The sequence below is a fragment of the uncultured Psychrosphaera sp. genome (genome assembly GCF_947500655.1).
GTDB lineage: Bacteria > Pseudomonadota > Gammaproteobacteria > Enterobacterales > Alteromonadaceae > Psychrosphaera.
This window is the reverse complement of sequence record NZ_CANMSK010000010.1, coordinates 75,181-94,155: the sequence shown is the minus strand read 5'-3', so window position 1 is coordinate 94,155 and position 18,975 is coordinate 75,181. Positions and strand designations below refer to the sequence as shown.

The 18,975-nt window shown below is 37.3% G+C and carries 14 protein-coding genes; 10 read left to right on the top strand and 4 right to left on the bottom strand.

The genetic code is table 11. The features are described 5' to 3' along the window. The first annotated feature begins 119 nt into the window (after positions 1 to 119). From Q0940_RS10195 to Q0940_RS10180, 4 genes are all read left to right on the top strand, one after another. Positions 120 to 629, top strand: coding sequence for a MerR family transcriptional regulator (locus Q0940_RS10195; RefSeq protein WP_299267879.1), 510 nt, complete (start codon positions 120 to 122; stop codon positions 627 to 629). Beyond that, a complete protein-coding gene (locus tag Q0940_RS10190; RefSeq protein ID WP_299267871.1) occupies positions 604 to 2,865 on the top strand; it encodes a heavy metal translocating P-type ATPase in 2,262 nt (753 codons plus the stop codon). Before Q0940_RS10195 ends, Q0940_RS10190 begins: the two co-directional genes overlap by 26 nt. A gap of 10 nt (positions 2,866 to 2,875) precedes the next feature. After that, complete coding sequence (locus Q0940_RS10185; RefSeq protein WP_299267869.1) at positions 2,876 to 3,232, top strand: cupredoxin domain-containing protein; 357 nt, start codon at positions 2,876 to 2,878, stop codon at positions 3,230 to 3,232. A gap of 441 nt (positions 3,233 to 3,673) precedes the next feature. Beyond that, on the top strand, positions 3,674 to 6,664 hold the full coding sequence (locus Q0940_RS10180) for a DUF2339 domain-containing protein (RefSeq protein ID WP_299267866.1): 2,991 nt from the start codon (positions 3,674 to 3,676) through the stop codon (positions 6,662 to 6,664). A gap of 122 nt (positions 6,665 to 6,786) precedes the next feature. Here Q0940_RS10180 and Q0940_RS10175 read toward each other — a convergent pair whose 3' ends face one another. After that, positions 6,787 to 9,729 (bottom strand): UvrD-helicase domain-containing protein, encoded by a 2,943-nt coding sequence (locus tag Q0940_RS10175; RefSeq protein WP_299267863.1) that lies wholly within the window; start codon positions 9,727 to 9,729, stop codon positions 6,787 to 6,789. A 183-nt stretch (positions 9,730 to 9,912) separates the two neighbouring features. Between Q0940_RS10175 and Q0940_RS10170 the strand changes: the two genes are divergently transcribed. Further along, a complete protein-coding gene (locus Q0940_RS10170) occupies positions 9,913 to 10,734 on the top strand; it encodes a M90 family metallopeptidase (RefSeq protein ID WP_299268015.1) in 822 nt (273 codons plus the stop codon). An 88-nt stretch (positions 10,735 to 10,822) separates the two neighbouring features. Next, complete coding sequence (locus Q0940_RS10165) at positions 10,823 to 11,326, top strand: DUF302 domain-containing protein (protein WP_299267860.1); 504 nt, start codon at positions 10,823 to 10,825, stop codon at positions 11,324 to 11,326. An 82-nt stretch (positions 11,327 to 11,408) separates the two neighbouring features. On the opposite strand, the gene Q0940_RS10160 is transcribed toward Q0940_RS10165, so the two are convergent. Continuing rightward, positions 11,409 to 12,275, bottom strand: coding sequence for a DUF3307 domain-containing protein (locus tag Q0940_RS10160; RefSeq protein ID WP_299267857.1), 867 nt, complete (start codon positions 12,273 to 12,275; stop codon positions 11,409 to 11,411). Continuing rightward, the gene (locus Q0940_RS10155; RefSeq protein WP_299267854.1) at positions 12,275 to 12,937 is read right to left on the bottom strand and encodes a hypothetical protein; all 663 of its coding nucleotides are present in this window, start codon (positions 12,935 to 12,937) and stop codon (positions 12,275 to 12,277) included. The genes Q0940_RS10160 and Q0940_RS10155 overlap by 1 nt, the downstream gene beginning before the upstream one ends. Before the next feature lie 255 nt (positions 12,938 to 13,192). Between Q0940_RS10155 and Q0940_RS10150 the strand changes: the two genes are divergently transcribed. The 4 genes from Q0940_RS10150 (at position 13,193) to Q0940_RS10135 (ending at position 16,647) form a co-directional block, all read left to right on the top strand. Further along, positions 13,193 to 14,758: an FMN-binding glutamate synthase family protein gene (locus Q0940_RS10150; protein WP_299267850.1), complete on the top strand. Its 1,566-nt coding sequence runs from the start codon at positions 13,193 to 13,195 to the stop codon at positions 14,756 to 14,758. 142 nt (positions 14,759 to 14,900) lie between these two features. Next, positions 14,901 to 15,413 (top strand): DUF2878 domain-containing protein, encoded by a 513-nt coding sequence (locus Q0940_RS10145; RefSeq protein ID WP_299267848.1) that lies wholly within the window; start codon positions 14,901 to 14,903, stop codon positions 15,411 to 15,413. Continuing rightward, positions 15,403 to 16,002 (top strand): chalcone isomerase family protein, encoded by a 600-nt coding sequence (locus Q0940_RS10140; protein ID WP_299267846.1) that lies wholly within the window; start codon positions 15,403 to 15,405, stop codon positions 16,000 to 16,002. The genes Q0940_RS10145 and Q0940_RS10140 overlap by 11 nt, the downstream gene beginning before the upstream one ends. A gap of 63 nt (positions 16,003 to 16,065) precedes the next feature. Next, the gene (locus Q0940_RS10135; protein WP_299267843.1) at positions 16,066 to 16,647 is read left to right on the top strand and encodes a DUF3833 domain-containing protein; all 582 of its coding nucleotides are present in this window, start codon (positions 16,066 to 16,068) and stop codon (positions 16,645 to 16,647) included. Between the two features lie 33 nt (positions 16,648 to 16,680). Here Q0940_RS10135 and Q0940_RS10130 read toward each other — a convergent pair whose 3' ends face one another. Next, on the bottom strand, positions 16,681 to 18,957 hold the full coding sequence (locus Q0940_RS10130; protein ID WP_299267840.1) for a GGDEF domain-containing phosphodiesterase: 2,277 nt from the start codon (positions 18,955 to 18,957) through the stop codon (positions 16,681 to 16,683). Positions 18,958 to 18,975 lie beyond the last annotated feature (18 nt).

Below are 18,975 nucleotides of genomic sequence, written 5' to 3'. Positions count from 1 at the left end.
TCCCCACACCAATAATAAAAGTTAAAATCAAGTGTTGACCTAGGTGTTACACTTAGGTTTATGCTTAAGTCCAGATGTTAAATACAGTCTAAAAAAGCAGTATAAAACAGGAGTCGAAAATGAAAGTGAGTAATTTAGCCAAAGCGTTAAACACAACGGCTGATACTGTGAGGTATTACACTAAAATTGGACTACTTCATCCACAAAAAAGCCAGCTTAACGGTTATATGTTTTATAACGCACAGCAACAGCAGCGTTTGTCATTTATTCTTACGGCTCGACATTTAGGCTTTTCAGTCAAAGACATTACCAATATTTTCCACGAAACTGACAACAATCATACAGGCTGTAAATTAGTCAGAGATATTATTAAACAACGTCTGGTTGAAGTTGAGCAACAATTTCTGGATGCTCAGGCTCTGATGAAGTTAATGAAACAAGCCATTGGTGAGTGGGATCATTTACCGGATAAAACCCCAACTAGCCAAAGTATCTGCCACTTAATGGACTCGTTCTCGGCAATACAGTCAGAAATCAACCCAGCTAAGTCTTTAACCGAAACATTGAAGAGTACAAAAGCAAATCTGACTGAAACTGATAACAATGGAGAAATGCATGAAAACAAATAAGCAAGACACCACAGAGTTAGTGATAGAAGGGGCTAGCTGTGCAAGTTGTGTCGGCAAAATTGAAACCGCGTTAAAGAATATTAATGGCGTTAACCGTGCAGAAATGAATTTGGCACTACAAACGGTTTCTGTTGATGGTTCAGTCGCTACTGATGTGCTTATTAAGGCGATTGAAGCTGTAGGCTATAAAGCAAAAAGTACGAATGACGCCAGTGATGACGAATTATTAGATGAAAAAGAAATAGCCGATCAAAAGTACTATTCAGGTTTAATGAATAAGGTGTGGATTGCATTAGGCCTTGGTATTCCAATGATGCTTTACGGTATGTTAGGTGGGCCAATGACAGTTGAAACCAACCTTGAGCGCGTGGTCTGGTTATTCATTGGTGTGTTATGTGCCGGTATTATGTATTTTTCAGGTAAGCATTTTTATGTCGGTGCTTGGAAGTCACTAGTTAACCATAACGCGAATATGGATACGTTAATTGCCTTAGGTACAGGAACCGCTTGGCTTTATTCCATGATAGTTGTGCTATTTCCGATGGCTTTACCAGAAATGGCTCGCCATGTGTATTTTGAAGCAACGGCAATGATCATAGGTTTAATTAATTTGGGCCTAGCACTGGAAGTAAAAGCCAAAGGCCGAACTAGCGAAGCGATTAAGCGTTTGATTGGTTTACAAGAAAAAACCGCGCGAGTGGTACGTGACAATAAAGAAATTGATATCGCCATTGAGCAGGTTTTACTTAACGATATTGTTCGAATTCGCCCAGGTGGAAAAATTCCAGTAGATGGCATTGTCATGCAAGGGCATTCCACCATTGATGAGTCAATGTTAACTGGAGAGCCTATGCCCGTTGAAAAAGTAACGGGAGATAAGGTGGTTGCTGGAACATTAAATAAGTCAGGCTCTATTTTATTTAAAGCGACTCACATAGGTAAAGACACGGCTTTAGCTCAAATCATTAATATGGTGAAGCGTGCGCAAAATTCCAAACCGCCTATTGGCCGCTTAGCGGATGTGATAGCCGCGTATTTTGTGCCTACTATTATGATCATCTCGATTGCCAGTGCGTTAATTTGGCTTAATTGGGGGCCAGATCCTACCGTGGCATTTGCTGTAATATCGGCAACAACAGTATTAATTATTGCTTGCCCATGTGCATTGGGGTTAGCAACACCTATGTCCGTTATGGTTGGTATTGGTAAAGCGGCTGAAGCGGGCGTGCTTATTCGTAATGGTGAAGCATTACAAACGGCCTCTAAAATTACATCTATGATACTGGATAAAACCGGCACCATTACAGAAGGCGCACCTAAGGTAACGGATGTTGTTATTGCAGATGATAGTTACACTGAAAATCAAATCTTAACCACACTTGCCAGTTTAGAAAAAGGCTCTGAACATCCTTTGGCACAGGCCATTGTTGATTCAGCCGTTGAACGGAAATTAGAATTAGGCGAGGTAAGTGACTTTCAGGCTATTACTGGAATGGGGGTGCAGGCCAATATTGATGATAAGCATTTACTTTTTGGTAATAAGAAGTTGATGCTAACAAATGAAGTTGCCCTTAATGATTATGTGTCACAAGCCCAAGATCTTGCAGATGAGGCAAAAACGCCTATGTACTTTGCCATTAATAAAAAATTGGTCGCGATAGTTGCGGTAGCTGATCCTATAAAGCAAGACTCGATAGCGGCGATAAAACGTCTACAAATGAGTGGGATTCAAGTGGTGATGATCACCGGAGATAATAGTGCGACTGCCAATGCGGTTGCTAAAAAAGTTGGAATTAGCCAAGTGTATTCTGAGGTATTACCGGAAGATAAATCTAGAAAGGTAGCCGAACTACAAGCTCAAGGCGAAATTGTTGGTATGACAGGGGATGGTATTAACGATGCACCAGCATTGGCATTAGCAAATGTTGGTTTTGCCATAGGCACAGGTACGGATGTAGCAATTGAAAGTGCCGATATAACCTTAATGCGCGGCTCTTTGCACGGGCTTGCAGATGCCATTGCTATAAGCAAAGCGACATTGAGTAATATTAAACAGAATCTATTTGGTGCTTTCATTTACAACGCTGCTGGCGTTCCACTTGCTGCCGGCGTGTTATACCCATTTTTTGGTATTCTACTCAACCCAGTTATTGCAGGCGCGGCGATGGCCTTTTCCTCATTAACTGTTGTAAGTAATGCTAACCGATTACGCTTATTTAAAGCCAAAGATCACTAGGAGAGCAATTATGATGATCATTAATATTGTAGGATTTTTATTTATTGGATTAATTGTTTGGTGGTTCTGGTTATACAAACCTGCAGAGACAGAAGCGACCAAAGAAAACCGAATTAAAGTCGTGGTGAATAACGGAATTTATCAACCCGCTAGAATAAAAGTTAAAGCAGGGACACCTGCATTAATTGAGTTTGTAAGAGAAGATACAAGCCCTTGTGGAGCCATGGTGTTATTTCCTGACTTTGAAATCAGTGAAGAGTTATCACTTAAGCAAAGTAAGTTGATTGAACTTCCTGCTATGGTAGCTGGTGAATATCCATTTCATTGTCAGATGCAAATGTACAAAGGGCTGTTAATAGTAGAGTGATATAAGGTGAATAACGCATAGTTTTCAAATGGGAAAAAGATCCTGAATTTAGATCCTATTTAAATAAGATTTAGCGTTATAGTTTGTGTTTTAGATGGTTTAGCTTAAATTCACGTTAATTTTATAATCAATGTGACCGTTGGTTTTTAATTAAAATGACCAATGGTTCTTTAAATGTTGTGCAATGTTTTAAATAAATAAATAAATAAATAAATAAATAAATAAATAAATAAATAAAATATTAAATGTAGGATCTAATTCTTAATAAAATGATCTAATGTTTTTTAAGTAAAATTCTAATCAAGTTATAGTCAAATTAGGAGCAAGCTAAAACAAGTAACGACCGAATTATTATTCACTTGAATAATCTCAATTCTAGTGAAATTATTAGGGTATTTATGGCATACTCAGCCTAACTTGTTGAATACTAGGACGTAACTTTTGGCAAAAACTGACATAGACACGCTTAAGTCTGAACTTGGCCAATTAAAAGCCGAGTTTACACAGCGCATTGATCGCCTTGAAAATAAGATCAATGAGTTGTCCAACCCATCTACCACCCAAGATCCTTTATTGGATGATAATTCACTTATAGCTTCTGCATCGTTTAATGCGGCTCATACAAATGAGACATTTATAACGGGTCCCGATGGCAGGCTTATAAACGGTCCAGCTATACAAAGCTCTGTTACACAAGGATCATCAAAGGCCTCTGATAAAAAAGAGCCGTCAGCGAAAGAAGAGCCATCAGCGAAAGTACAGCCGTCAGCTAGCTCGACAAAAATTCCATCAGCTTGGTTATCTCGCCCAACTCTAGATGCGAGCACTCGTTCAAATATCAAAACCTCAGTTTCTGATGAACCAGTAAAAGTAGATGTTATTTCTAAGTTCTTCAGCACATACTTTACTGCACTCCTTAATGTAATAGTGTCGACTCTGTTTGAATGGTTTAAACCGGTCGCTAAGATTTATCAATCTTATAAAGAGCGTGGCATGTTAGGGATCTTTACTCTAACTATATTAGGTATTGGACTTACACTGGCTGGCTTTGGTTATTTAATGCAGCTATTAATTGATCAGATGGGAGCTGGGGCGAAGTCGTTATTGATGTTTGTCGCTGCGCTATTGGTTATGACTTTAGGGATTGTGGTTAAAAGGAAAACATCGTTTCATGAGTTTTCAACCGCCATTGTTTCATTAGGTTTATTGTTACTTTATAGCACCGTTTATTTTGCCGGTAGTGTCTATCACGTCATTCCTTACATGCTTGTTGCCGTATTGTATCTGTTTATTGCGCTATCATCACACGCGATTGCCTTGTGGCTCGATACTAAAGTTGTTGCGGCTTTAGGCATTATTGGTATTTCTTTGATGCCAATGTTATCTAATATTATCGTAGAGCAACCAAATTACTATTTACTGTCTTTGGCATTTGTCACCATTAGCAGCTTAGTGATTAGTTACCGTTATGTTGGAAGATGGTTGGCTAACATAAGTTTGATTTTTGTATTTTTCGCCCTTGAGTGGGTGGTTAATATAGATACCGCTAACTTGTCGGCATTTTTTATTGATGCGTTCTATCTGATCTTTTTTGCTTATGTTGGACTCAGTTTAATAAACCGTGATGATACACATAAACAATCACTGCTATTTTGGGCTGGACTGGTGGGAACCAACCTGTATCTGTTTATCCAAACTACGTCATTATTTTCTGACTCACTCAGCGTTATTTTTGCGTTCAACTGTTTAGTATCTATTGGCGCCAGTTATGTGTTTTATAAAATCAGGCACCCCCTTACTCACATTATGGTATTGGTCGCGGCAATTTGGGGCGTGTTTGCAATTATTAGTGTTATTGGTCAAGCCTATTGGGGAATAGCTTGGGCGGTGGAAGGTTTGTTTTTACTTTACATTGGTCGCCATTTGGCTTTACCTAGTGTGATCAACCAAGGTCAGTCACTTACTGGACTTTCATTATTATATGGCGCTGCGATATTAGTACCTTATTTTCCTGTACCTGCGCTTACTTCTATTGATGGCTGGACCTTATGTTTAAGCTTGGTATTAATCATAGGTATTTGGTCGCGTTTTATAAATGACAGTGAATTGTTTAATCAGCTGACAATAAAAAAAATCAAACCTCTGTTAATGCTTATTGAGTCAATATGGTTAAGTGTTTTAATTTTGGCTTGTGCGCATTTGTGGCTTGGTATTTGGACTGCGCCTCTGGTTATTTTAATTCAATTTACGCTGTTGCTACGGGCAAAAGCCTGCAAACAAACCAGTATTGAAATATTCTCGGCTTTATTGGTATTAGTGCCTATTTTGTATATTTTACAGGTTGGCATCGCAACGAATAATTATCATTTTTATGCATTTCCGTTAGCGATAAAATCGGCTGTAGTTTTAATTATTGCGCAGTTATGGTTATTTGCTGAATACTATCGTCGTTATCAACCAGACAGTAAAATGGTACCAATTGCAGAGGGTGCAAGAATTGCCTTTTATTTAATTATTCCAGTCTGTTGGTTAGGCTCAGCGCTACGAAATCTTGACCAATATGTGTTAATGATATTGTGGTTTCCACCTATGATTGCTGTATTTTTTGCACAAAAAATCAAACATAATTTTATCGTATTAGAAGCTAAAGTATTGATTGGCTTAGCCAGTGTAGCTTTAGTGTTTGGGCTTGGTACGTTACCTATTTTAGCCAGTGCGATCACCTTAGTTTTGTTTATTAGCTGTTATGTATTAGCACAACAATTAAATAAACGAAAAGCCAGCGCCTTATATCAATATGTGTGTAATTGCGGATTGCTGGCAATTGGGGTGGCTGTGCCTATTTGGCTCGCAAGTATTTATAATGACGCTTTATTCCCGCTTATTTTCGCGGCTTTTTATTGGGGCGCTTTATTTAATCTTTCTAATATTTGGACGTTAGATAAAGAGATTAAGACTGTGGTCTACTTAATTAGCGGTATGACTCTTTTGGCGTCTTGGTTGTTAATAACCAAAAATCCTTTTTATGCTTCAATCGCTGTTATCTATATAGCCGCGGCTTTATATAAAAAAGAACAAAGGTTTAAGCTGTCGATAATAAATGTGGTTTTAGGTAAAAACAGTGAATTAATTCTTCATGTTATTGGGGCGGTTACTTACCTTATTTTGCTAGAAAGCTTAAACCATTATCGATTGGACTTATTAATTGCCCCTGTACTTGCAGTACACGGAGCGCTAATTTTATTCCTTAAAGATCGTCGGTTAACCACAGTAAAATTTAGCTTTGGGTTAATATCTTTAGGTATAGTGAAACTTGCGTTAATTGATGCCGAATATGCCTTGTTATGGCAAAAAGTTATTTTGTTTATGGGGATAGGTGTGTTTATTTTGGGCGCGTCGTTCTGGTATCAAAAACTAGAAAAGACGGATTAGCTATTTAGTGCCCCTAAAGTTGAATGAGCCATTGTGCTCAACTTTATGGGGCGTTATCTTGATGTAAGTGAGTGCGCATAATAAAGCGCAAGGCTATGTTACGGACTATTACTCGCCACGAGCTATGCCACGGACTCAGGCCAGTTAATATTAGCTTCATTGATACTGTTCTTACAACTTGTTGGCTCATTGCCTTTATAGTTTTTACATCCCCAAAACTCTCCATTTGCACCTGAACGCAACACCATTTCGGCATTACATTTTTCACAGGTGGGAATTACATTTTGACAGATGTCGTTTATGCAATATTTAAAACCTAGATAGCGTTTACGTGTCATTGGACTTTCGCATTTAACACAAGGTTTTTCTTGGTGATCACAACGTGGAAAGTGGGAACAAGAATAAAATGAAGTAAAGTTGCCGGTGCGCTTTTTTAATATGCCAGTTTCACAAACGAGGCAGTTTATATCATCAACATAGGTTTGATTTACGGTGGTGGGAAACTCGTTCTGTTCAATTTCATGCTCATTGATTAATTCCGTTACAAATGGACTCGCGTTAGCCATATCGGTAATGATGTAAGCGCGATGTTTGGCTCGGGTTAATGCAACATAAAATAATCGTCTTTCTTCAGCGTGTTCAAAATTCTCTTGTTTTGCTAGCAGGGCATCCAAAAGTGCAGGAGTCACTTTTTCAGAAGGGAAGCCATGTTTGCCTTTTTTCATTCCTAAAATGACCACATAATCGGCTTCTTTACCTTTGGATGCATGAAAGGTTTGAGACTCAATGGTTAACAATGGGTATTGCAGATTTATTTTATTAAGTTCTAGTTTATTAGGTAAAAGAGCCCAGGTTCTTGCCAGTAGGTAGACGCTTGTTGGTTTGTCTATTTGTGATGATATAATAGCGCCTAATACATCATTTATTGCGCCGTTTTCTATTTCATCTACCAGGTCTTTATTTGCGCCACTTGGTTTTATGGTGTCTCTCATTAACAGTGAAACCGCAGGCGCATCAAGTTGTTTTAACGACTCGATTGTTTTGTTAATTTGCGCTGGATTTTTACTAATAAAGTCGGTGGCCACTTTACCTATTTGGTTATTAAATCGAAAGGTTAAGTCTAATGTCGATTGAGATGTTGGTCCAAAGTACTTGGCAAACTCAGTGGTTAACGTGAAATCCGCACCACTAAATCGGTAGATAGCTTGCCAGTCATCACCGACCGCAAAAACAGAACAACCTTGATTGTTATCACGCAATGCTTTGACTAAGCGTGCTCTAGGCTCAGATATATCTTGAAATTCATCTACCATGATATAGCGCCACGGAGATTGAAATTTTCCTGCTTGAACATAACTTAATGCTTTGTTGATCATGTCGTCAAAATCAATTTCAGCATGGGATGTTAAATGCAGTTGGTAAGCTTCTAAAATAGGTTTGAGTAGAACCAAAGCTTTTTCTGTTTGCTTTGGGGATGCGGAGTTAGCAATAACCTTGCTCTCTAATGTTTCATCTAGACAAGCTGATTTATAAAGCCCAACCATTTTACCAAAGGTAGTAGCAAGTTCGGTAACTCGGCCACTTTCACTTAATTGTGCCAGTTTAAATTCAGTTGAGACTGGTGTGGACTCAATCTTTTGCTCCGCGAGTAATGTCTTTAACGAGTCATGTAATGAAGTAAGTAATTCACCTTGCTTATGTTGAGCGTAAGTAAGCTCAATACATACGGTATCAAATTGCTGATGAATATCTCGTTTCCATTCAATACCTTGGTGGTACTCGTCTTTATTTATATAAGGCGCGGTGTCACCGTTTTCATCGGTGCCGTAGTACTCTATGTAAATGTTTAGTTCAGGAAGAAAAAAGTCGGGTTGGTATTGTCTACGTTCTATGGTTTTAACATCATGAATATATTTAGCTTCATACTCGTATTCTATACCTTCAGAAAATAACTCATTGGCAATATAAAGCTCACCAAAGCTTTTTACTTTTTCGCCTTTAAAAGTACGAATGTCGTTGTCATTAAAGTACTGGTGATATTCACCAAGATTGTTAAAATCAAAGTAGCTTTTTTCAAGTTCAATGTAACTGCTAAAGTATTCGACAATTAATTTTCGGTAGTGGGCGCTTTCACTGATCAGTTTTTCAAAATAACTTTGAATCCATTTGAATTTGGTTTTTTCATCTTCGGCAAAGACCGACAAACTTGGTTTTCCGCCTTCCACTTCAGCAATTATTTTAAGACCTAAGCTATGAAATGTAGCGGCTTTGATTTTATCGGTTGATAACTTGTCTTTAATTCTTTCATCCATTTCTGCTGCGGCTTTATTACCATAAGCTAGCAGTAATATCTCATCGTGTGTTGCCTGTGAGCTATTGACTAAATAACCAGAACGACCAACCATAACACTGGTTTTTCCTGTGCCAGCTCCTGCGAGTAATAAATTATTGTCGTTATCGATAACACAGGCTCTACGCTGGCTAGGTGTTAAAGGGTTAGTTTCGACAGTATCAAAAAAGGTTTTATGTTCTTGTAGTTGTTGATTGATATAACTTTCGCGTTGCTCGCTTATAGCTTGTTGATCCCAGTTTTGGTAATAGGATAATTGTTTTACTTTTTGATACACCTTGGCGAGTGCTTTACTTGATTTAATCCAAGGGAACCAGCGAGTATATTCTGCACTGACTAAAGCGTTAATTTGGTCAATATAAGATTGTCGTAGGTATCGATCTTCGGTGAGTTTTTTTATGCTGGCTAATATATTTTCAACACGTTTGATATTGGCTAATGCCCAAAAATTATCACAGTTGGCTTTTTGCATATACTCACAGCTGTAAGCTTGCATGGTAAATACATGTTTTTTCTCTGCGGTTATAAATGTAACTATTTGACCAAAAAAACTGAGCTGAAAGATAGGTGGAACAATAAGCTCTTCCCATAAGATACTGGTTGAATCCCCCTTGATTTCAAAAGTTAAGCCATTGTTATTAACTTCTATAAATGTTGGATTACCAATAAAGCGGCCAAAACAACGACCAAAAAAACTTGAAGAGATATATTCCATTTACTACATAAACCTAAAATGAAGATTAAAAAGGACAATAATGATCATTCTATCATTAGTAATTTGTTCTGGTGGCATTTAAGTTAAAGGATAAAGTTAAAACATAAATTAAAAACCAGCTGACGCTTGATATTCATCTTCCTCGCACTCATTTCAATACAAAGCCAATTACTGAAGTTTATTATTTTGTCGTATTTACTCTTGTTTGTTATCGCTGTGTTAATTATAGGGTCTCTTGTTGCTAAGCCGTATTGGCGTGAGTATAAGCGCGATAAAGTTAGAGCGCTGCCTTTTAAGAAAGAGTGGCGGAGTATTATTCAACAGCGTATGCCGTATTTTAGACAGATGCCAGCGGATCTGCAGTTGCAGCTTAAACAGCATATTCAGGTGTTTTTGGCAGAGAAGCGATTTATAGGTTGTAATGGTGTAGTTATAACCGATGAAATAAGAATAACGGTAGCAGCACAAGCTTGCTTGTTGTTACTTAATCGTAAGACGGATTATTATCCTAAACTAGGTACTATTTTAGTTTACCCTAGTGCCTTTATTAAAGAGCAGCAAAGTATTGAAGCCGGTGGTGTAATGCATCGACATAGAACGGCACTTGCTGGCGAATCCTGGGGTTTTGGCAAGGTTGTCTTATCTTGGCAAGATACGGTAGATGGCGCTCATATACCAGACGATGGACATAATGTGGTTATTCATGAGTTTGCCCATCAACTGGATCAAGAAAATGGCAGTGCCAACGGTGCACCAATATTAGGTAAAGGACAAAATTATAAAGATTGGTCCGACGTTTTTTCTAGTCAATACGAGCTATTAAGAAAACAAGCTAAAGCTGGGATCCCATCTTTGTTTGATTATTATGGGGCGACTAATCCAGCAGAATTTTTTGCGGTAGCCAGTGAAGTATTTTTTGAAAAGTCAGAAAAGTTTCACCATAAATACCCAATGCTTTATCAGCAATTAAAACAGTATTACAAGGTTGATCCTATTCATTGGTAAAGTTGATTTAGTTTGAACTATGCTTTAGCTTAAGGCTAACAGAAGTGTGATTTCAAATAACTAACAAAATAACTAGCTAGGTGGATTTATGAACAAAAATATTTGTGTGACAGCGCTTTTTCTATTTGTATCCTGCTATGCGGTTGCTGACTTTAGCTCTTATGATGGTGACTCTAATAATATTACACCAGATAAGATAAGCGGAGACGGCTTAGTTACATACCAAAGTCATTATTCAGTTAAAGAAACAGCGGATAAGTTTGAGTCGATACTAAAAGATAAAGGGTTGACTATCTTTGCCAGAATTAATCATCAGAAAAATGCAGAAAGTGTTAATTTAGAATTAAGGCCAACTGAGGTTATTATATTTGGTAATCCTAAAGTAGGTACGCCATTGATGCAATGTGCGCAACAAACTGCTATTGATTTGCCTCAAAAGGTTTTAATTATGCAGGATGCAGAGCAAAACGTTTGGCTTTCATATAACAACCCAGAGTACCTTAAGCAGCGTCATAGCATTGAAGGCTGCGATAAAGTTGTTAATAAAATATCGACAGTGCTGAGTAAGTTAAGTACAGCTGCAACGCGCTAAGTCCTCTGTTCTAATTCCTGGTAGATAAGCTCTTTAACTAAAAAAGGGCTTCGTGTTTTTATGTCATACTTTTACTTTTTGACTACAGAGTTTTGTAAATCTGCAGAGCATTCCAACCAACAAAGATAGCAATAGCGTAACTTAACAAAGTTCCTAGCATCATATATTCGGTAAGTTTCATGTCTTTGTTTTTGGTTAAATCGCCAAACCTAAATATGGTCTTGGTGGCAACCAAGAAACCGATACCAGCAAACTGTCCCATAAAAATAAACGAGATAGCTAAACAACGTTCAATATAACCAATCCATGCACCAGCTGAGAGTAAGCCTGTCGTTTTCTTATTTGGAGTGCTTAAATCTACATTTATGCTGTTTTCTTCGCTTTTCAGCTCGCTTCCTTGAGCTTTTTTGTGCTCAATTGCATTGTCACTGTCGTTTAAACTATCGGTGTGCTTTTTTAAAGCCAGTGCAATAATGACTGACGCTGGTTTACAAATTAGTAGGTAGGAAACCGCAAGAACCATATTTTTAGCCGTTAAAATATGACTAAAAAATACGTTAACTTGCTGTAATGTGAAATCCGAAATACAGGACCAAAGCAGACAGATAAGTAGAATATGGATGGTTTGAACGGCCAATAAATGAACCAGTTCGTTATTTTGATGCAGGTTTTGATGCAACTTCAAATTGTCGGTTAATAAATGTGATGCACAAGTAATAACGACAAAGGTAAGCATTGCTAAAAAGCTGACATTTACCATAACAGAGTCAGGCAATGCTAAAGAGGCAAAGACAAACACAACAATGTTAATCAAGCCATGTATGGAGGCATGTTTCCAGTTAAAGCTAGACGTTAACGAATTGGCTTTAAGTGCTTTATTCCCGTTATGTGCTGGTAAATAAAAATCAGCAACAAAGTGTGCGGTTAACAAGAGTAAAAGTAGTTCCATTAGCTATTTCCTCCAAGTAGAGCTATTTTATTGTTGATGATCGCCATGTAATCCCTAACTAAATAAGCCCCAATATTGCCGAGCCTATTGCTTATATTCTGACGTGAAGTTCCTGTGAATTCAGCCATTTTTTGGTGTTCTGCAAAGTCATGTTCTATGTATTGATACAATAACTGGGCTTGGCTTTTGGTGAGTCTGTTGAGCAGGTGGTTTAAAAAGTCAGTTAATAATTTAGTTAACGCTAGAATATCATCCTGCTCTTTTCTCTGAGCCTTTTGTTGCTGAAAGTGTATAGATAATTCACCCCTTTGAGTTTTACTCAATCCACGGCCAGACTCAATAAAAACAGGACCTGATGAGGTATTAGGTTTTTCGTCGTAGGTTTCATAATCGCCATAAGCGAGAGATAATGTGCACTGTATTGGTTTTGTTGAATATTCGGATAAATGCAGGGCTAGCTTAATTAGTAATGTGCTTTTTAGCGCATGAATAGGAGTAGGGTACTGAATTTGAAATTCATCACCACGATAAATTTCACCAGTGGCTCCGTAGTTTTTATGTGCGTCATGCAAAAAGCCTTTAAGGCTTTTTATTACATCGGCATAGATTAGCTTAGACATCTTAGTCGAGTTGACGATATCTCCAGTTAAGACCGCGATCATTAGTATTTACCCATTATTTATAGCTGTTAATCACAATATATTAATAAAGTCACTTTATGCAACCATATATGGTTGTATTTTAATATGCAACTTAATTCGGTTGCTTGTTAGTTTGCAATTGTATTCGGTTGTCGTGTTTTATTTATAGTCAATTACTAAGGGAAAACGTTTTAAACAAAGATAAATCTACATTGATGGGGTAAAGTTGTTAAAAGTAATTTTATTTATTATCTACCGGATCAGGCAGGAACCAATATGGGCGTTCGCAATTCAATTATATTTATCTGTGTTTTTACTTTCTCAGCATTATTGCTGACCGAGCTATATTGGCTAGCATTGCTTTTATCTCCCATCTTACTTGTTCTTTTATATGACCTAGCGCAGTCAAAACATACCTTATTAAACATATACCCGTTAGTTGGGCATTTTCGATATATATTTGAGTCAATTCGTCCTGAAATTCAACAGTACTTTGTTGAGTCTAATCTCAGTGGCAGCCCAATTAATCGTGAGTTTAGAGAGTTGGTGTATCAGCGAGCCAAAAAAGTACAAGATACCCGCCCATTTGGTACTCAATTTGACGTCTACGAGTCCGGTTATGAATGGATCACTCATTCGTTGTCGCCAGTACATATTGAAAATAAAGACCCTAGAGTGTTGTTTGGTGCTGATTGTGAGAAACCTTATTCAGCGTCAGTACTTAACATTTCAGCCATGAGTTATGGCGCGTTAAGCAAACACGCGATTATGGCATTAAACAAAGGTGCGCAATTAGGTGGCTTTGCTCACAATACGGGAGAGGGCGGTTTAAGTCCTCATCATCTTAAATACGGTGGCGATATTATCTGGCAAATAGGCACAGGGTATTTTGGCTGTCGTAATGACGATGGTAATTTTGATGCTGAAAAATTTACCACTAAGTCTCAATTTGATGTTGTGAAAATGATTGAGATTAAATTAAGCCAAGGTGCAAAACCTGGTCATGGCGGGATTCTACCTGCGGCTAAGTTAACACCTGAAATTGCTGAAATACGTCATGTGCCTTTAGGCCAAGATGTTGTTTCTCCACCGGCTCACTCTGCATTTAATACCCCTACTGAATTATTGTATTTTGTAAAAAGGTTACGCGAATTATCGGGCGGCAAACCAGTTGGTTTTAAATTATGTATAGGTAATAAACGTGAGTTTTTATCGATTTGTAAAGCGATGTTAGAAACCAGGATCACACCTGACTTTATTACGGTTGATGGCTCTGAAGGGGGAACGGGGGCTGCGCCAATCGAGTTTACTAACTCTGTAGGTATGCCGTTAAATGAAGCTGTAGTATTTGTAAATCGCGCGCTTATTGGTGTTGGTTTACGTGAAAAAGTTCGTGTTATTGCATCGGCTAAAATATTCTCGGCCTTCCACGTTGCCCGTATTATTGCTCTAGGTGCCGATACAGTAAACTCAGCACGAGGCATGATGCTAGCGTTGGGCTGTATTCAATCTCGCAGTTGTAATACGGACAAATGTCCTACCGGCATAGCCACACAAGATCCAAGACGCTACAAATTTCTAGACATAGAAAGCAAAGGCGAACGCGTGTTTAACTTTCATAAAGCAACCTTGGTTAACTTAACTGAATTAATGGGCGCTTGTGGTCTTCATTCGCAAAGTGAGCTCAATATGAGCCATGTTTATCGACGACTCGATAGAACCAATGCCACTACCTATGAGAAATTATATCCAGTAATAACACCAGGGTGCTTATTAGAAAATGACACTGTGCCTGAAATATTTTTGGATGACTGGCAAGCTGCGTCAGCAAATAAATGGTAGTTAAATTTAATATATGTCTTGATTTTGCAGCTTAACTCAGCTTCTGGGCTTAGTTGTTATTATTTTTATATAAATCTAATCTAAATTGGCTTTTGCTTCGTATTATCTACAAATTCATGAAAACACCAAAAAATGTAGATGTATGTTAATAAATATAATTGGATTTAATCTGTCTTGGTTTGGCTTAGTATTACTCGGTAATGATTTTATACCGGTAACACTTTGTTGGCTTATATATCATTTGTATCAAGGTCAACGCTCTGGAAATAAGCAATGGCGTACTGAAATTGTGTTAATTAGCTTGGTTACCGCAACGGGTATCTTGGTTGATTCAGTACTGACACTTTCGGGAATATTCCAGTTCCCAGAACATCACATTATCCCACTTTGGTTAGTTATGTTATGGGCTTCCTTTGCAGCAACTATTGCCCATAGTTTACAATTTTTAGCTAAATCAAAACGATTACAACTACTCATTGGCTTTGTTTTTCCACCGTTTAGTTATTTGGCTGGTGCTTCATTTTTAGCTGTCGAATTACCTTATGGTCCTTATATAACCTATTTTGTTTTAGCACCTATTTGGTCAATATTAATGCTGCTGTTTTATCAGTGTTGGACTTTTATAAAACGCAAAGGAGATAACTATGTTAACTAGACGATTTATTTTTATATGCTTTATAGCTGCAACGTTAAGTCCATTTGGGATTAATGCAGCCGAAGAAAAACCGCTAGCAAATAAGGACATAGAAACTCAAAAGCAACTAGCACGACTATTACAAGACCAGTTGCCTGAAGAGTTAGAAACTTTGGCGTTTAATAAAGTCGGCTCAGCACAGTTTTCAGTTTTATTTTGGGATATTTACAATAGCCATTTGTTTACTAAATCTGGTCGTTATGAAGAAAATTCAGATCAAGATGTGATTTTTAAAATTGAATATTTAAAAGACATTAGCGCGGATGAATTAATCAAGCGCACGGTAGAGCAGTGGCAGCACCTTAAGTATAAAAAATCTGATTATGAGGCATTTATCCCACGGCTTAAGAGTCTTTGGCCAAATATAAGTGCAGGTGATTCATTAACCTTATACAGAAATAATCAAAGTACCGAGTTTTATTTTAACAATATGAATATTGGTGTCATTGATAATGAAGAATTTTATAAACTGTTTTTAGCAATATGGTTATCACCAGATACCAGTGAACCAGAATTAAGACAGAGCTTAATTGGAGTTGTCAGTAAATAGTTGTTAATAGATGAACTCGTGATCAGCTATAAATCATAAGTAATGAATAAGAAAGGAAGAGCAATGAAAACAGCATTAAATACCCTAGTAATGGTGTGCGTATCTGTATTTTTATCAGTAACTCTAATAAGTTGCAGTACCGATATTTCACATTACAAAGATCAAAACCCAAAGTTTGATATTAAACAATACTTCAATGGTGACATGATTGCTTGGGGCATGATCCAAGATTATTCTAACGAAGTGACTCGTCGGTTTTGTGTGGAAATTGATGCTAGTTGGCAACAAGAACAAGGCACGCTAAAAGAGAAGTTCTACTTTGACGACGGTGAGATAACTTACCGTACTTGGAGTTTAACTCAATTAGAAAATGGTGCTTATACAGGCTCGGCAGAAGATGTGATTGGCATTGCTAATGGCCAGCAATCAGGTTTTGCATTCCAATGGCAATACCAATTAGCGGTTCCTATAGACGACTCTACTTATCATTTTACTATGGATGACTGGATGTATATGTTGGATGAATATAGAGTATTTAACAAAACCGCTATGAGTAAATTTGGTGTTGAAGTGGCTGAGATAACTTTGTTTTTTGATAAACAGTTAAGTGATAAAAGCTGTGAGGCTAGCTCACCTCAGCTGTGAATTTATTTATATTTTCTAGTAGATAAAGAGTCTCTAGTTTAGAGACTCTTTAACGGTTTGTTTTTTGTTGTTAAATGTTAAGCCAAACTTTTTAACATGTTTGGAAAAAGCACCGGCGGACATGGCTTTTGCGAAGTAAAAACCTTGGTATTCCTTACAGCCCATTTCATTCATAATAGTAACTTGCTCAAGTGTTTCTACACCTTCAGCTACACATTTAATATCAAGTTCTTTACACATAACATGAATGGCTTTAACTAAACTTTTTTGTCTGGAAGATTTGGTAATTTGTTTTATCAAAGAGCGATCTAGTTTTAATTTATTAATTGGGTAGTCTGCTAATCGTGCAATATTCGAATAACCAACACCAAAGTCATCCACCGATATAATAAAGCCCCAAGACTGTAAAATTCGCATAAGTTTTAAAGAGTGAGCTGGATTAGCATCAAGAGATGTTTCAGTGAGTTCGAGTTCAATCTGCTCTGGTTTCACATTAAAGTCGGCTAAATACTTAACTAATCTAGGTAGGAAATCAGCTTGATTAAAGTCAACCAACGAAATATTGATTGCTACAGGGACTGTGGTAACGCCAGCTTGTGCCCAATATGAAATTTGAGAGCATACTTTTTGGATCACCAAATCTGTTAGCCGACTGATCAGCTTATATTCTTCTGCTATGGCGACAAAACTACTTGGTTCAACACTGCCCAATATTGGACTGTTCCATCTGGCAAGCGCTTCTAAACCTATACACTCTCCACTGGCGGTAACTTTAGGTTGATAAGCAACATCAACTTCAGCATTTTGTAGAGCTTCATCAAGTAACATTGAAATTTCATATTTTTCTAAAAACTCTTTTGAAAATGTTTCACTGTAACCGCTAAATGGGGTGTTTATGTTCGCCTGTTTTAATGCGGTATTTGCATTGGAAATAACTTTCGCACTGTTTTTAACGCTATCGTCGTATTTGGCAAAACCAAACAAAAATGACTGATGACACTTTGAACCTGATAAAGGGTAAGCCTCGTCTAAGGTTTGTTTTATTTCAGTTAATAATTTGGTTTTGAGCTCTTTTATCGACTGAGCTCTAATAATAAAGGCAAGTCGACCAGGCCCTATATGAGCGCATAATAATGGGCCTTCAGTATTACTTTTCAGGCGTTTATATGCAGAGGTTAATAAAAAGTTAGCGTCTTTTTTATTAAACTTTAAATTAAAATATTCATTACTGGCGCTGTGAGTAAGGACAACATAAAAATCTTTGTTGTATTTAGCCATGACTCGTTCACATTGCAATTCAAACCAATCCCTGTTGGGTAAGTTAGTGTAATTGTCATAGTAACGTAAACGTTTATTCTCTTGCTCCATATTAATAAGGGTTTTTCTTATCTCGAGCTCTTCAGTGCAATCGGTAAACTCATAAACTTCATAATTTGAGTCAGGTAATGATTCGCAAGTAACATAAAAGTTTGCGTTTTTATATTTGATTAAATGCTTAGATTTTTTACATTTCACTTGATCTAATTCAGGAAAAAAACGATGAAGCTTTGAATTGGATTCCTTAATTTTGTCAGTGAATTTAAATGTACTAGCGGCAAGTTGGTTAAAGTCGGTAATAATAGATTTGTTATTGATAATCACTTTAGCTTTGTTTGATTCAGCAAAAAAAGTTCGGTAAAGAGCATTTTTATCTTTGAGGTAAGTGTTAGAACTGAGTACGGCTTTATTTAAATGTTTGGCGGCTAAAATAGTACGAGCGAGAGCTAAAGGTATACAAATATTAAACAGTAAAAATATTAATCCGGTGACATATAAGTCGTCATTTGGTAGCCGTTCTGTGGTATTTATTAAATTTAACAGGTTAATATCATTGATAATTATGTAAAACGGCACAATATTAAGCAGTGAATAAAATAGTGCTGTTCTAAAGCCAAGTAACATTAGTGCAAGAATAGGGCAGGCATACATGTACATAGAGCCGACTTGTGCTAACTCTAAGTTACTGACAAATAGGTTTATTAATGCGGAGCCGGCAATAATGGAAAGTAGCAAACCATGAGCACTAAAAGTATAAAACCTATAGCTGGTCAGTAAAAGTAAGAACATGGTAGCTAAAAAGCCAATAATAATCAGGCTTGGGTAGGCAAGTTTAAATTCAACTATTGTGCTAGAGGCATGGGCGAAAACCATCAGGCACAGAAGAATGCCGGAAGTTATAATGATACGTAATGTGCTTACTCGCCAATTGGGTACTTGTGTTTGGGGAGTATGATGATCTGAAAGTACAAAATAGCGACTTAAAAAACTCATAATTAACAATCATTTAAA

What these genes read in the sequence shown, in the direction of transcription:
- Q0940_RS10155 (WP_299267854.1), bottom strand. Translation starts at nt 12,937, where the DNA reads ATGATCGCGGTCTTAACTGGAGATATCGTCAACTCGACTAAGATGTCT.
- Q0940_RS10135 (WP_299267843.1), top strand. Translation starts at nt 16,066, where the DNA reads ATGAAAACAGCATTAAATACCCTAGTAATGGTGTGCGTATCTGTATTT.
- Q0940_RS10185 (WP_299267869.1), top strand. Translation starts at nt 2,876, where the DNA reads ATGATGATCATTAATATTGTAGGATTTTTATTTATTGGATTAATTGTT.
- Q0940_RS10150 (WP_299267850.1), top strand. Translation starts at nt 13,193, where the DNA reads ATGGGCGTTCGCAATTCAATTATATTTATCTGTGTTTTTACTTTCTCA.
- Q0940_RS10195 (WP_299267879.1), top strand. Translation starts at nt 120, where the DNA reads ATGAAAGTGAGTAATTTAGCCAAAGCGTTAAACACAACGGCTGATACT.
- Q0940_RS10190 (WP_299267871.1), top strand. Translation starts at nt 604, where the DNA reads ATGGAGAAATGCATGAAAACAAATAAGCAAGACACCACAGAGTTAGTG.
- Q0940_RS10175 (WP_299267863.1), bottom strand. Translation starts at nt 9,729, where the DNA reads ATGGAATATATCTCTTCAAGTTTTTTTGGTCGTTGTTTTGGCCGCTTT.
- Q0940_RS10165 (WP_299267860.1), top strand. Translation starts at nt 10,823, where the DNA reads ATGAACAAAAATATTTGTGTGACAGCGCTTTTTCTATTTGTATCCTGC.
- Q0940_RS10145 (WP_299267848.1), top strand. Translation starts at nt 14,901, where the DNA reads ATGTTAATAAATATAATTGGATTTAATCTGTCTTGGTTTGGCTTAGTA.
- Q0940_RS10140 (WP_299267846.1), top strand. Translation starts at nt 15,403, where the DNA reads ATGTTAACTAGACGATTTATTTTTATATGCTTTATAGCTGCAACGTTA.
- Q0940_RS10130 (WP_299267840.1), bottom strand. Translation starts at nt 18,957, where the DNA reads ATGAGTTTTTTAAGTCGCTATTTTGTACTTTCAGATCATCATACTCCC.
- Q0940_RS10160 (WP_299267857.1), bottom strand. Translation starts at nt 12,275, where the DNA reads ATGGAACTACTTTTACTCTTGTTAACCGCACACTTTGTTGCTGATTTT.